This window comes from Limnohabitans sp. G3-2 (genome assembly GCF_002778275.1).
Lineage (GTDB): Bacteria > Pseudomonadota > Gammaproteobacteria > Burkholderiales > Burkholderiaceae_C > Limnohabitans_A.
In genome coordinates this window covers 1-12,377 of sequence record NZ_NESG01000008.1, presented here as the reverse complement: position 1 = coordinate 12,377, position 12,377 = coordinate 1, and the positions used below count along the sequence as shown (strand labels likewise).

Here is a 12,377-nt window from a genome sequence, read left to right as displayed (position 1 = left end):
ATCGTTCCCGGGCTGTCTTCCGAAGCGGCACCGGGTGCTTCATCAGCCTTACCGGTGTAACGGACCGGGGGTATTGAGGGGAAGTCTGAATGCAAACCAATCTGTTGAAACCCAAAGCCATCCAAGTCGAACAATTGGCGGCCAACCGTGCAAAAGTCACGTTGGAGCCCTTCGAGCGTGGTTATGGTCACACGCTTGGCAACGCGCTGCGCCGCGTTTTGCTGTCATCCATGGTGGGTTACTCCGCCACCGAGGTGACCATCGCGGGTGTTGTCCACGAATACTCATCCATTGATGGCGTGCAGGAAGATGTTGTGAACATCTTGTTGAACCTCAAAGGTGTGGTTTTCAAACTCCACAACCGTGACGAAGTGACCTTGAGTCTGCGCAAAGATGGCGAAGGCGCTGTGACGGCTGCCGACATTCAGACGCCGCACGACGTTGAAATTGTGAACCCAGAGCACGTCATTGCCAACCTGTCGCATGGCGGCAAGTTGGACATGCAAATCAAGGTCGAAAAGGGCCGTGGTTATGTGCCCGGCAGCATGCGTCGTTTCGCCGACGAGCCCACCAAGGCTTTGGGCCGTATTGTTCTGGATGCGTCGTTTTCACCTGTTAAGCGTGTGAGCTACACCGTTGAGAGCGCCCGTGTGGAGCAGCGTACCGACTTGGACAAACTGGTCATCGAGATCGAAACCAACGGTGCCATCACTGCTGAAGACGCTGTGCGTTCTTCGGCCAAGATCCTGGTCGAGCAGTTGGCTGTGTTTGCGCAGCTCGAAGGCAGCGAATTGTCTGCATTCAATGAGCCTGCCCAACGCGGCGGCGCTGGCAATTTCGATCCGATCCTCTTGCGCCCTGTGGATGAACTCGAACTCACTGTTCGTTCGGCCAACTGCCTCAAAGCAGAAAACATTTACTACATCGGTGATCTGATTCAGCGCACCGAAAATGAGTTGCTCAAAACCCCTAACCTGGGTCGCAAGTCACTCAACGAAATCAAGGAAGTTTTGGCTTCCCGTGGTCTGACTTTGGGCATGAAGCTCGAAGCTTGGCCTCCAGCAGGTCTGGAAAAGCGTTAATTCAAAGTTCCCGGACTTGATCCGGGGTGTGCACGGGCAGTACCTGATACGGCTGCCTGTTTAATAAAGAAAGGTAAGCACCATGCGTCACGGACACGGCCTCCGCAAACTCAATCGCACCAGCTCGCACCGCCTTGCGATGCTGCAGAACATGATGAACTCGCTCATCGAGCATGAAGTCATCAAAACCACAGTGCCTAAGGCCAAAGAATTGCGCCGCGTGATCGAGCCCATGATCACCTTGGCCAAAGTGGACAACTTGTCGAACCGTCGCTTGGCGTTCAACCGTTTGCGTGACCGTGACAGCGTCACCAAATTGTTCAATGTGTTGGGCCCACGTTCGGCTTCGCGCCCTGGTGGTTACACACGTATCCTGAAAATGGGTTACCGCGTGGGTGACAACGCACCGATGGCCTTGGTCGAATTGGTCGATCGCGCTGATTCTTCTGCCGAAACAGCAGCAGAGTAAGGTACAATGTAGGAATACCGCGGGGTGGAGCAGTCTGGTAGCTCGTTGGGCTCATAACCCAAAGGTCGTTGGTTCAAATCCGGCCCCCGCAACCAAATTTCAACCTCGGTTGAATTTCAAAAAACCCTCTTCGGAGGGTTTTTTCGTTTCTGAATGTCTTTCAGCTCAGATGGGGTAAGCGCTTGAGAAGGCCTTCCAGTGCGTGCAAGGCGGTCGCCTGCCGAATGGCTTGGCGATCGCCACCAAAGTGCTGAATTTCAGTTGCAACCAAGCCCTGTATGCACCAGCCAAACCAAACGGTGCCCACAGGCTTTTCTGCGCTGCCGCCGCTGGGGCCCGCAACGCCAGTGACGGCGACAGATGCTTGCGCTTTGGATCTGTAAACTGCCCCCATGGCCATGGCATGGGCAACAGGTTCACTGACGGCACCGTGCGCTGAGATCATGTCGGGTGGTACGCCCAGCATGTGTGTTTTGGCATCGTTGGAGTAAGTCACAAATCCGCGGTCAAACCAAGCACTGGATCCAGCCAAGTCCGTGCAGCAGGCCGAAATCAGTCCTCCAGTACAGCTTTCCGCCGTGGCCATTTGCCATTGCAGCGACAACAAACGTTCAGCCAGGCGATGGGAAATATCGGTCATCAGAACCACCTCCAAAACGCCAACACAAGCAGGGTGCAAAACGCAGCCACCAAGTCGTCAAACAGGATGCCGAAACCACCGCGCCAACCGTACCCCTTAAAAAGACGATCGGCCCACGCAACAGGCCCAGGTTTGACCGCGTCAAAAAAGCGAAAAAGGGCAAAAGCAGCCAATTGACCCCAGAAAGTACTGGGCATGAGCAAGAACAAAATCAACCACATCGCCACAATTTCGTCGACCACAATGGCACCGGGATCGCTGATCCGCATGTGGCGTGCCGTGACGGTGCAAGCCCACCAGCCAGCCAAAAAGGTGGCGGTGATCAAGAGGGCTTGCTCGGACCATGAGAGGTAATGTTGAATGACCAGCCAGGAGAGCCAAGCCCACAGGCTGCCGACCGTCCCGGGAGCTTTGGGCGCCAGGCCTGAACCCAGTCCCAAAGCCACGGCGTGGGCCGGATGCGCCAGCATGAAGGCCACCGTTGGCTGAACGGGGCCACGAACTTGGCCAGATTCAAAAGTGGTCACAGGCGTCGTCATGCGAAATGATCAAATGAGCGGAACTTCAAGGGAACGATCTGCCCGTGGGCATCCCGTAAAACCAGTTCGGGTTGACCGGTGATGCGGCCAATTCGGGTGATGGGCGTCATGCAAGCCTGTGATACCGCATGGATGGCTTCAGAGGCTGAGGGGGGCGCGCAGAAAACGAGCTCGTAATCATCGCCACCTGACAAAACACAGGTCAGTGCCAAATCGGATGGGCACGACCAGAGATGGCTGGTTTGCATGAGGTCAGGCATGGCGGCCAGATCAATTTCGGCCCCCACATGGCTGGCTTTGAGGATATGGCCCAAATCACCCAGCAAGCCATCGCTGATGTCGGCCATGGCATGTGCAATACCTCGAAGTGCCATGCCCAAAGCCACGCGGGGTGTGGGCAGTTCCATGCGCAGTCGTGCGGTGTCGAACACAGGTTGTGGCAAGCCAACCGAACCCCGAAACGCTTCCAGAGCCAAGCGCGCATCGCCCAAATGACCACTCACATAGATGTCATCACCCACTTGCGCGCCGCTGCGCAAAATGGACTGACCCACAGGGACGTCCCCCATCACGGTGATGGCAATGTTCAAGGGGCCTTGGGTGGTGTCGCCGCCGATCAGCTCACAGTGATGGGCATCGGCCAATTGAAACAGGCCTTGGGAAAAACCAGACAACCAGCCTTCATCAGCCCTGGGCAAGGACAAAGAGAGCAAGAAAGCTTGAGGGGTGGCTCCGCAGGCGGCCAAATCGCTCAAATTCACGGCCAGTGCTTTGTGGCCCAGCCGAGATGGCTCAACGGTCGATAAAAAGTGTCGACCTTCGACGAGCATGTCGGCAGAAAAAGCCAACTGATGGCCAGCACGCGCAGACCATACAGCACAGTCATCCCCAATGCCCACATCCGCTTTGCGCGGCGGGCGCTTGAAAAAGCGTTCAATCAGGTCAAATTCGCCCATGGCCAAGAGCTTAACCCAAGGTGAAATCAGTGGAGCGTTCGGCCCGACAGTCCTGAGCCGGAGGACTCGAGCACGAAAGTGGCAATGGGGGCATCAAAACGATGCCCGTCTTCGGCGACAAAAAAGTAACTGCCATGCATGGTGCCACTGGGCGCATGCAAGCGGCAGCCGCTGGTGTATTGAAAAGACTCGCCCGGACGCAGCAAGGGTTGCTGGCCCACAACGCCCAATCCTTTGACCTCGTCCGTGTGGCCGCTTTCGTCTTGAATCACCCAATGCCTTGAAATGAGTTGCACCGGGACAGAACCCGTGTTCGTCGCCGTGACGGTGTAAGCGAAGGCAAAAACCTTTTGAAGGGGATTGCTCTGGTCCGCCACGTATTGGGGCTGGACATCAATTTGAACGGTGTAGGAAGGCATTTGCGCATGTTAACTGCGACAATTCAGGCATGACGACGACCTACCGAATTGCCCCTTCAATCCTCTCAGCTGACTTCGCGCGTTTGGGCGAAGAAGTCAAAAGCGTCATCGACGCTGGCGCAGACTGGATCCATTTTGACGTGATGGACAACCATTACGTGCCCAACCTCACATTTGGCCCCATGATTTGCCAAGCCCTCAAGCCGCATGCCAAAACGGCTGCCGGGGTGGCGGTTCCGATCGATGTGCATTTGATGATTTCGCCCGTGGATGCGCTGGCCGCTTCCTTTGCCGAGGCCGGGGCCGATTTGATCAGTTTCCATCCCGATGCCAGCGGCCATGTGCACCGCAGCATCCAGGCCATCAAAAGCAAGGGTGTGAAAGCGGGTTTGGTCTTCAACCCGGCGGAGTCGCTGGATGTGCTGGAGTGGACCCTTGACGAGATTGACTTGATCCTGATCATGAGCGTCAACCCCGGTTTCGGTGGGCAAAGCTTCATTGACTCGGCTTTGCGCAAGATTGAGCACGCTCGCAAGCTGATTGATGCGAGCGGGCGCGACATCCGCCTCGAGGTGGATGGTGGCATCAAAGTCGACAACATCCGCCGTGTGGCCGACGCCGGCGCGGACACGTTTGTGGCTGGGAGCGCCATCTTTGGCAAACCCGATTACAAAGGGGTGATCGACCAGATGCGCCTGGCTTTGGGCTGAGCATGACGCCTCACGCCAGCGATCTGTCCCAGATCAAAGCGGTCATTTTTGACCTGGACGGCACCATGGTCCACACCTTGGGTGATTTCCAGGTGGCTTTGCACCGCACCATGGCCGATCTGGACTTGCCCCCTGTCTCCGATGCCTTGATCGAGCAGACCATTGGCAAAGGCTCTGAGCACCTGATTCGAACACTCCTGGCCCACCAGTTGGCGCGGCCAGAGGTCAAGGGTGTGGGGCAGGCCTGTGCTGCGCTCTCGGTCGATGCTTTGTATGACCGGGCTTGGTTGCGCTACCAGCACCATTACCGCCAGATCAATGGGCAGTTCGCCGATGTGTATCCCGGCGTGTTGGCGGCGCTGCAAGCCTTTTCAGCGCAGGGCTTGCCCATGGCGTGCCTCACCAACAAGCCGTTGTCATTTGCGCAGGCCTTGTTGAAAGAAAAATCGCTGGATCCTTACTTTGCACATGTCTTTGGCGGTGACAGCTTTGAGCGCAAAAAACCCGATCCATGGCCCATCCTCAAAACCTGCGAGGCTTTGGGCGTGCCGGTAGGCCAAACCTTGATGGTGGGTGATTCCAGCAACGATGCCCAAGCGGCCCATGCCGCAGGTTGCCCCGTGGTGCTGGTGACGTATGGCTACAACCATGGGCAAGCTGTGCAAGACACCCCAGCCGCCGCTTGGCTGGACACACTGGCGCAGTTGCCTGACTGCTTGCGTGCAGCCGGCGCATGATGCGGGTTTGAAAACGGGCAGCCAGCTTTGATACACTCAACGACATCATGAGCCTCATCCTCAGCCACTCCTGCGCAGTCAGACTGCCGAGCCATTCCCCAGCGGAAGGCCGGGGAGCCTGGCCCTGGCGTCAGCCAGCCTGACACTTCGACCGTGCGGCTTTGCCCGCCACCCGCGCCCAGCATCGGCTGGGCACCTGGATGAATGAAAGCACCTCGCCAGAGGTCGCTGAGCGCTTTGGAGGCTCTTGCCCGTGATCACCGAACTTGAATTCAAAAGCCTGGCCAGTCAAGGCTACAACCGCATTCCACTCATGCTGGAAGCCTTTGCGGACCTGGAAACCCCCCTCTCGCTGTACCTGAAGCTGGCGCACACCAAGGACAACGGCCAATACAGTTTTTTGCTGGAATCCGTGGTGGGAGGCGAGCGTTTTGGCCGATACAGCTTCATCGGTTTACCCGCCCGCACGCTGCTGCGCGCCAGCGGCTTTGGGGCCGATGCCAAGACCGAAGTGGTGCGTGATGGCGTGGTCACGGAAACGTCCATGGGCAATCCACTGGACTTCATCGAGCAGTATCAACAGCGTTTCAAAGTGGCCTTGCGGCCTGGCCTGCCCCGTTTCTGTGGGGGCTTGGCAGGCTACTTTGGTTACGACGCTGTGCGCTACATCGAGAAAAAGCTCGAAAAATCATGCCCGCCCGATACCTTGGGCACGCCCGACATTTTGCTGCTGCAATGTGAAGAGCTGGCCGTGATCGACAACCTGTCGGGCAAGCTCTACCTGATAGTCTATGCCGACCCGGGCACGCCCGAAGCCTATGTGGGTGCCAAGAAACGCCTGCGCGATTTGAAAGAGCAGCTCAAATACTCGGTCAGCGCCCCGGTGGTCAAACCCACGCAGTCTTACCCGGCTGAGCGTGACTTTCCAAAGGCCGATTACATCGCGGCTGTAGAAAAAGCCAAAGAGCTGATTGCCGGAGGCGACTTCATGCAAGTGCAGGTGGGCCAGCGCATCAAAAAACGCTACACCGAGAGTCCGCTGTCCTTGTACCGAGCGCTGCGCTCGCTCAACCCCAGCCCTTACATGTACTTCTACAACTTCGGCGACTTCCATGTTGTTGGGGCCAGCCCCGAAATTTTGGTGCGCCAAGAGCAGACCGAAGACGGCGCCAAAGTCATCATCCGACCGCTGGCGGGCACACGCCCCCGTGGTGCAACGCCCGAGAAAGACAAGGCGGCCGAGCAAGAGCTCATCAGCGATCCCAAGGAGCGGGCCGAGCATGTGATGCTGATCGATCTGGCGCGCAACGACATTGGCCGCATCGCGCAAATTGGCTCCGTCAAGGTCACCGAGGCCTTTGTGGTGGAGCGTTACAGCCACGTCATGCACATCGTGAGCAACGTCGAGGGTTTGCTCAACCCAGGCATGAGCAACATGGACGTGCTCAAAGCCACCTTCCCGGCGGGCACCCTGACAGGCGCGCCAAAGGTGCATGCCATGGAGCTGATCGACCAGTTCGAGCCCGTCAAACGCGGCATCTACGGCGGCGCGTGTGGCTACATCAGCTACGCGGGCGACATGGATGTGGCGATTGCGATCCGCACTGCCGTGATCAAGGACCAGACCTTGTATGTGCAGGCGGCTGCCGGCGTGGTGGCCGATTCCGTGCCCGAGATGGAGTGGCGTGAAACCGAGCACAAGGCCCGTGCCTTGCTGCGGGCCAGCGAGTTGGTGGAAGAAGGCTTGGAGTGATCATGACCCCCAAAATCAAACTCCTCATGGTCGACAACTACGACTCTTTCACCTTCAACATCGTGCAGTATTTTGGCGAGTTGGGGGCCGAGGTCGAGGTCTTCCGAAACGACGAAATCACGCTCGAGGGCATAGCGGCTCGCCAGCCTGACCGTTTGGTGATCTCGCCGGGTCCTTGTTCGCCTGCCGAGGCGGGTATTTCGGTGTCGGCGATTCAGCATTTCGCAGGCCAACTGCCCATATTGGGGGTGTGCCTGGGACACCAAAGCATTGGCGCGGCCTTTGGCGGCAAGATCGTTCGGGCGCAAGAGTTGATGCACGGCAAAACCAGTGTCATCGGCACCACCCAAGAGGGTGTGTTCGCAGGCTTGCCTCAGCAGTTCACGGTCAACCGTTACCACTCCCTGGCCATTGAGCGGGCTTCTTGCCCGCCCTGTCTGAAGGTCACCGCCTGGACCGATGACGGTGAAATCATGGGCGTGCGGCACACCGAGCTGGACATCGAAGGTGTGCAGTTCCATCCAGAATCCATCCTGACCGAACACGGTCACGCCATGCTGAAAAACTTTTTGGTGCGCCCATGAACCAGCCGATTGATCTGCGCAGTGACACCGTCACCCAGCCCACCGCCGCCATGCGCGAGGCCATGCTGAGCGCGCCCCTGGGTGACGACGTGTTTGGCGATGACCCGACGGTCAACGCCCTGCAAGAGCGCATGGCGCAGATCACCGGCAAAGAGGCCGCGCTGTTCATGCCTTCTGGCACGCAAAGCAATCTGTGCGCCCTGATGGCGCACTGTGAGCGGGGCGACGAATACATCGTGGGTCAAAACGCGCACACATACCGTTACGAAGGCGGCGGTGCCGCCGTGCTGGGCAGCATCCAGCCCCAGCCGCTGGCGCAAAACACCGCAGGTGAAATGGCGTTGAGCGACATCGCTGCAGCCATCAAACCCATGGACTGCCACTTCGCACGCACCCGTTTGCTGGCGCTGGAAAACACCTGGAACGGCCACCCGATGTCGCAGGCTTATTTGCAGGCAGCCACAGACCTGGCCCGGCAGCATGGTTTGGCGGTGCATCTGGATGGTGCCCGTCTGTTCAATGCGGCCGTGGCGCAGGCCGAAGGCGGGCCGGTCATGGCCAGCGTGCGTCGCATCGTGGACCCTTTTGACAGCGTCTCGGTGTGCTTCAGCAAGGGGCTGGGCGCGCCCGTGGGCTCGGCCTTGTGCGGCTCGCATGAACTGATCGCCAAGGCGCTGCGCTGGCGCAAGGTGCTGGGTGGTGGCTTGCGCCAGTCCGGCATTTTGGCGGCTGCTGCTTTGTATGCTTTGGAGCACCATGTGGCGCGTTTGGCCGATGACCATGCGCTGGTGCAGCGGCTGGCCCAAGGTCTGCAAGGCGTGCCGGGTCTGAGCGTGCGTTCGGCGCAAACCAACATCGTTTTTGTGGATGTGGCCGATGGGCGTGGTCCGGCGCTGCTCGAAGACCTGAAGGCCCATGGCGTTTTGGCCACAGGGTTGATCGGCCTGCGTTTTGTGACGCACCTGGGCGTGGATGCTGCGGGCATTGACCACGCCGTGGCATGCATCCAGCGCTTCATGGCGCAGCCCTTGGCCAAGACGCCCGCAGCCCATGGCAGCGCTGGCGTTTATTGACACACTGGCCCCCACCGCGCTCAACGGCACCCATCGACGCCTTATTTTCATGCCCCCGATCAACCGCAAGGACAACGCCATGCCCATCACACCGCAAGAAGCACTTCAACGCACGATCGAGCACCGTGAGATTTTTCATGACGAGATGCTCCACATCATGCGCATGATCATGAAGGGTGAGCTGTCGCCCGTCATGACGGCGGCTTTGCTCACAGGTTTGCGCGTGAAAAAAGAGACCATAGGCGAAATCACCGCAGCCGCCCAAGTGATGCGCGAGTTTTCCACCAAGGTGCATGTGGCCGATCCAACGCATTTGGTGGACATCGTGGGCACAGGTGGCGACGGGGCCCATACCTTCAACATTTCGACCTGCGCCATGTTTGTGGCCGCAGCCGCTGGCGCCAAAACCGCCAAACATGGCGGGCGCAGCGTCAGCAGCAAATCCGGAAGTGCAGATGTCGTGGAAGCTTTGGGCGGCAATATCCACTTGTCGCCTGAGCAGATCGCGCGTTCCATCGACGAGGTGGGCATCGGTTTCATGTTCGCTCCCAACCACCACCCGGCCATGAAAAACGTGGCGCCTGTGCGCAAGGAGCTGGGGGTGCGAACCATGTTCAATATCTTGGGGCCGCTCACCAATCCAGCCAGCGCGCCGAATATCTTGATGGGCGTCTTCCATTCTGACTTGGTGGGCATTCAGGTGCGTGCCTTGCAGCGTTTGGGCGCTGAGCATGCGGTGGTGGTGTACGGGCGCGACGGCATGGACGAAATCAGCCTCGGCGCGGCCACTTTGGTGGGTGAGCTGAAAAACGGACAGATCACCGAATACGAAATCCACCCAGAAGATTTTGGCTTGACCATGGCCAGCAACCGAGCGCTGAAAGTGGACACCCCCGAGCAATCCATGGCCATGCTGCGTGGCGTGCTGGACAATGAGCCTGGAGCGGCGCGGGACATTGTCATGATCAATGCGGGCGCGGCCTTGTATGCGGCCAATGTGGCCAGCAGCATCGCCGATGGCCTGGCGCGTGCGCGTGTGGCCATCGAGTCGGGCGCGGCCAAAGCCAAACTGGCGCAGTTTGTGGCCTTTGGTCAGAAGGCGACGTGAGCCATGTGGCGTGACGAGGGTGCCTGGATCGCTTGTGGCGTCTCGGCTTTGTTTTTGCTCGCCGCATGGGTGATGCACCGCCTCTTTGTTCGCATTTTGAAAAACGGCGCCACCGAGCCCGCACAGAAAGTAAATCATGAGTGACATCTTGGACAAAATTGTTGCGGTCAAACGCGAAGAAGTGGCTGCGGCCTTGAAGCAAAAATCACTGGCCGTGGTGCGGGCCGATGCCGAAAGCCGCGTGCTGACCCGCGACTTCGAAGGGGCGATGCGTGCCAAGATCGCTGCAGGCCAAGCGGCGGTGATCGCCGAAATCAAGAAGGCCAGCCCATCCAAAGGTGTGTTGCGGGCCGACTTCATTCCGGCTGACATAGCCCAAAGCTACGCTGAATTCGGGGCGGCTTGCCTCTCGGTCTTGACGGACAAGCAGTTCTTTCAAGGCAGTGTGGATTACCTCAAACAAGCCCGTGCCAGTTGCGACCTGCCCGTGCTGCGCAAAGACTTCATGGTCGATGTCTACCAGGTGTACGAAGCGCGTGCCATGGGGGCCGACGCCATCTTGCTCATCGCCGCTTGCCTGGAAGATGCCCAAATGGCCGAGATGGAGGCCGTGGCCCGCAGCTTGGACATGGCGGTGTTGGTGGAGGTGCACGACAGGGCCGAACTGCAACGCGCCCTGAAACTCAAAACGCGGCTGGTCGGCATCAACAACCGCAACCTGAAAACCTTTGAGGTGTCCTTGCAAACGACCTTGGACACGCTGCCTGACGTGCCGCAAGACCGCCTCCTGGTGACCGAAAGCGGCATCCAAACGGCCGCCGATGTGCAGCGCATGCGCGAGGCCCAGGTCCATGCGTTTTTAGTGGGTGAGGCGTTCATGCGCGCCAACGAACCTGGCGAGGCCCTGGCCAAACTCTTCGCCTGATGTCTCGGCCACTTGATCAGCTGAACTTGGCCTTGGAAACCGAGCCATCAGGCCTGGCTTGTTTGCGGCATTGGCCGCCCGAGGTGAGCACCTTGGACCAGGGCTGGAGACCCTTGGTGGCTGACTTTTTGGCTTCGCCGCAGGGGCTTGCTCTGACGGCGCGATTGACCGAAGCCCTCAAAGCAGGCAAGACCATTTACCCGCCCGATCCATTGAGGGCCTTGCGCCTGACGCCCTTGCATCAGGTGCGGGCCGTGATTCTGGGGCAAGACCCTTACCACGGCCCAGGGCAAGCGGAAGGTTTGGCCTTTTCTGTGGCCCCGGGTGTGCGTGTGCCGCCGAGTTTGCGCAATATTTTCAAAGAGCTCAAGCAAAGTCTGGGCCTTGCAAGCCCTGTCAACGGCTCATTGGCGCACTGGGCGGGTCAAGGTGTGCTGCTTTTGAATGCCTGCTTGACGGTCGAAGAGGGCTTGGCTGCCAGTCATGCCCGATGGGGTTGGGAGGCTTTGACCGATGCGCTGATCATGGCGGTGGCAAAAAGCGAACATCCGGTCGTATTCATGCTCTGGGGTGCACAGGCACAAGCCAAAAAAACGCTGATTGAAACCGCCGATACGACGGGTCGGCATTTGATTTTGCAGGCCAATCACCCTTCGCCCCTGTCTGCTTTGCGTCCCCCTGTGCCCTTTTTGGGGTGCGGACATTTTGAGCAAGCCGCTCGATTTTGGGCTTTACACCATGAAAAGAAAGTCCAATGGTAAAAATGTTCAAGCGACTTGCGGTGTGTCACAAAAAGATGGCATAATCTAAGACTCGCTTCTGGAGGGGTGCCCGAGTGGCTAAAGGGGGCAGACTGTAAATCTGTTGGCTTACGCCTACACTGGTTCGAATCCAGTCTCCTCCACCAGCAAACTGCCTTTTGGCGGTTGATGAGAGCATTTGGAAATGGTTCCAAGCATTGGCGTTGCATCCACTCGTGCGGCGCATTCAGTGCGGGAGTAGTTTAATGGTAGAACCTTAGCCTTCCAAGCTAATGACACGGGTTCGATTCCCGTTTCCCGCTCCAGTCAATTGCTCGAGTTTGTTAGAAGTTTTGCCCTTGTGGCTCAGTGGTAGAGCACTCCCTTGGTAAGGGAGAGGTCGCGGGTCCGATTCCCGCCAAGGGCACCAGTTTTGGGGCGCGCAATGGAAGTTGTGCGCCTTCTGTCTTGGTTGTTGACCACTACTTTTCGGAGTCGAAGATATGGCAAAAGAGAAATTCGAACGGACCAAACCCCACGTGAACGTGGGCACCATCGGTCACGTTGACCACGGCAAGACCACCCTGACTGCCGCCATCACCACCGTGTTGGCTGCCAAGTTCGGCGGTGCTGCCAAAGCGT

The 12,377-nt window shown here is 58.5% G+C and carries 15 protein-coding genes and 4 tRNA genes; 15 read left to right on the top strand and 4 right to left on the bottom strand.

What is annotated here, in order from left to right:
• Nucleotides 1-89 precede the first annotated feature (89 nt).
• The 3 genes from rpoA to B9Z31_RS13410 all read left to right on the top strand — a co-directional run bounded on the left by rpoA (nucleotide 90) and on the right by B9Z31_RS13410 (nucleotide 1,646).
• Nucleotides 90-1,082: a DNA-directed RNA polymerase subunit alpha gene (rpoA, locus tag B9Z31_RS13420; RefSeq protein ID WP_100120084.1), complete on the top strand. Its 993-nt coding sequence runs from the start codon at nucleotides 90-92 to the stop codon at nucleotides 1,080-1,082.
• An 82-nt stretch (nucleotides 1,083-1,164) separates the two neighbouring features.
• Nucleotides 1,165-1,551: a 50S ribosomal protein L17 gene (gene rplQ / locus B9Z31_RS13415; protein ID WP_100120083.1), complete on the top strand. Its 387-nt coding sequence runs from the start codon at nucleotides 1,165-1,167 to the stop codon at nucleotides 1,549-1,551.
• An 18-nt stretch (nucleotides 1,552-1,569) separates the two neighbouring features.
• Nucleotides 1,570-1,646: transfer RNA gene (locus B9Z31_RS13410), tRNA-Met, on the top strand.
• Nucleotides 1,647-1,711: 65 nt separating this feature from the next.
• Here B9Z31_RS13410 and B9Z31_RS13405 read toward each other — a convergent pair.
• Genes B9Z31_RS13405 through apaG form a run of 4 tightly spaced genes read right to left on the bottom strand, consistent with a single transcriptional unit; the run spans nucleotide 1,712 to nucleotide 4,105 of the window.
• The gene (locus tag B9Z31_RS13405) at nucleotides 1,712-2,191 is read right to left on the bottom strand and encodes a CinA family protein (RefSeq protein ID WP_100120082.1); all 480 of its coding nucleotides are present in this window, start codon (nucleotides 2,189-2,191) and stop codon (nucleotides 1,712-1,714) included.
• A complete protein-coding gene (locus B9Z31_RS13400) occupies nucleotides 2,191-2,730 on the bottom strand; it encodes a phosphatidylglycerophosphatase A (protein WP_100120081.1) in 540 nt (179 codons plus the stop codon). The genes B9Z31_RS13405 and B9Z31_RS13400 overlap by 1 nt, the downstream gene beginning before the upstream one ends.
• Nucleotides 2,727-3,686: a thiamine-phosphate kinase gene (gene thiL, locus B9Z31_RS13395; RefSeq protein ID WP_100120080.1), complete on the bottom strand. Its 960-nt coding sequence runs from the start codon at nucleotides 3,684-3,686 to the stop codon at nucleotides 2,727-2,729. The genes B9Z31_RS13400 and thiL overlap by 4 nt, the downstream gene beginning before the upstream one ends.
• A 26-nt stretch (nucleotides 3,687-3,712) precedes the next feature.
• Nucleotides 3,713-4,105 (bottom strand): Co2+/Mg2+ efflux protein ApaG, encoded by a 393-nt coding sequence (apaG, locus tag B9Z31_RS13390; RefSeq protein ID WP_100120079.1) that lies wholly within the window; start codon nucleotides 4,103-4,105, stop codon nucleotides 3,713-3,715.
• A 29-nt stretch (nucleotides 4,106-4,134) separates the two neighbouring features.
• On the opposite strand from apaG, the gene rpe reads away from it, so the two are divergent.
• The 12 genes from rpe to B9Z31_RS13330 all read left to right on the top strand — a co-directional run.
• Nucleotides 4,135-4,815 (top strand): ribulose-phosphate 3-epimerase, encoded by a 681-nt coding sequence (rpe, locus tag B9Z31_RS13385; protein ID WP_100120078.1) that lies wholly within the window; start codon nucleotides 4,135-4,137, stop codon nucleotides 4,813-4,815.
• 2 nt (nucleotides 4,816-4,817) lie between these two features.
• Nucleotides 4,818-5,552, top strand: a complete 735-nt coding sequence (gene gph / locus B9Z31_RS13380; protein WP_100120077.1) for a phosphoglycolate phosphatase — start codon at nucleotides 4,818-4,820, stop codon at nucleotides 5,550-5,552.
• A gap of 253 nt (nucleotides 5,553-5,805) precedes the next feature.
• Entirely contained in the window at nucleotides 5,806-7,305 is a 1,500-nt protein-coding gene (trpE, locus tag B9Z31_RS13375) for an anthranilate synthase component I (RefSeq protein WP_100120210.1), read from the top strand.
• 2 nt (nucleotides 7,306-7,307) lie between these two features.
• Complete coding sequence (locus B9Z31_RS13370; protein WP_199174509.1) at nucleotides 7,308-7,889, top strand: aminodeoxychorismate/anthranilate synthase component II; 582 nt, start codon at nucleotides 7,308-7,310, stop codon at nucleotides 7,887-7,889.
• Nucleotides 7,886-8,962, top strand: coding sequence for a low-specificity L-threonine aldolase (gene ltaE, locus B9Z31_RS13365; protein ID WP_100120075.1), 1,077 nt, complete (start codon nucleotides 7,886-7,888; stop codon nucleotides 8,960-8,962). Before B9Z31_RS13370 ends, ltaE begins: the two co-directional genes overlap by 4 nt.
• Nucleotides 8,963-9,041: 79 nt before the next feature.
• The gene (trpD, locus tag B9Z31_RS13360; RefSeq protein ID WP_100120209.1) at nucleotides 9,042-10,070 is read left to right on the top strand and encodes an anthranilate phosphoribosyltransferase; all 1,029 of its coding nucleotides are present in this window, start codon (nucleotides 9,042-9,044) and stop codon (nucleotides 10,068-10,070) included.
• A gap of 136 nt (nucleotides 10,071-10,206) precedes the next feature.
• Nucleotides 10,207-10,995: an indole-3-glycerol phosphate synthase TrpC gene (gene trpC / locus B9Z31_RS13355; RefSeq protein ID WP_100120074.1), complete on the top strand. Its 789-nt coding sequence runs from the start codon at nucleotides 10,207-10,209 to the stop codon at nucleotides 10,993-10,995.
• Nucleotides 10,995-11,756: a uracil-DNA glycosylase gene (locus tag B9Z31_RS13350; protein WP_100120073.1), complete on the top strand. Its 762-nt coding sequence runs from the start codon at nucleotides 10,995-10,997 to the stop codon at nucleotides 11,754-11,756. Before trpC ends, B9Z31_RS13350 begins: the two co-directional genes overlap by 1 nt.
• Before the next feature lie 60 nt (nucleotides 11,757-11,816).
• Nucleotides 11,817-11,902, top strand: a tRNA-Tyr gene (locus B9Z31_RS13345).
• 85 nt (nucleotides 11,903-11,987) lie between these two features.
• A tRNA-Gly gene (locus B9Z31_RS13340) sits at nucleotides 11,988-12,061 on the top strand.
• A 29-nt stretch (nucleotides 12,062-12,090) separates the two neighbouring features.
• Nucleotides 12,091-12,165, top strand: a tRNA-Thr gene (locus tag B9Z31_RS13335).
• Between the two features lie 73 nt (nucleotides 12,166-12,238).
• The coding region (locus tag B9Z31_RS13330) for a GTP-binding protein (protein ID WP_233200730.1) at nucleotides 12,239-12,377 on the top strand (139 nt) is incomplete at its 3' end.

Bases quoted from the DNA above. Each gene is read 5' to 3' on its own strand.
- gph (WP_100120077.1), top strand. From the start codon at position 4,818: ATGACGCCTCACGCCAGCGATCTGTCCCAGATCAAAGCGGTCATTTTT.
- trpC (WP_100120074.1), top strand. From the start codon at position 10,207: ATGAGTGACATCTTGGACAAAATTGTTGCGGTCAAACGCGAAGAAGTG.
- rpe (WP_100120078.1), top strand. From the start codon at position 4,135: ATGACGACGACCTACCGAATTGCCCCTTCAATCCTCTCAGCTGACTTC.
- ltaE (WP_100120075.1), top strand. From the start codon at position 7,886: ATGAACCAGCCGATTGATCTGCGCAGTGACACCGTCACCCAGCCCACC.
- B9Z31_RS13370 (WP_199174509.1), top strand. From the start codon at position 7,308: ATGACCCCCAAAATCAAACTCCTCATGGTCGACAACTACGACTCTTTC.
- B9Z31_RS13400 (WP_100120081.1), bottom strand. From the start codon at position 2,730: ATGACGACGCCTGTGACCACTTTTGAATCTGGCCAAGTTCGTGGCCCC.
- B9Z31_RS13350 (WP_100120073.1), top strand. From the start codon at position 10,995: ATGTCTCGGCCACTTGATCAGCTGAACTTGGCCTTGGAAACCGAGCCA.
- rplQ (WP_100120083.1), top strand. From the start codon at position 1,165: ATGCGTCACGGACACGGCCTCCGCAAACTCAATCGCACCAGCTCGCAC.
- B9Z31_RS13405 (WP_100120082.1), bottom strand. From the start codon at position 2,191: ATGACCGATATTTCCCATCGCCTGGCTGAACGTTTGTTGTCGCTGCAA.
- rpoA (WP_100120084.1), top strand. From the start codon at position 90: ATGCAAACCAATCTGTTGAAACCCAAAGCCATCCAAGTCGAACAATTG.
- trpD (WP_100120209.1), top strand. From the start codon at position 9,042: ATGCCCATCACACCGCAAGAAGCACTTCAACGCACGATCGAGCACCGT.
- thiL (WP_100120080.1), bottom strand. From the start codon at position 3,686: ATGGGCGAATTTGACCTGATTGAACGCTTTTTCAAGCGCCCGCCGCGC.
- apaG (WP_100120079.1), bottom strand. From the start codon at position 4,105: ATGCCTTCCTACACCGTTCAAATTGATGTCCAGCCCCAATACGTGGCG.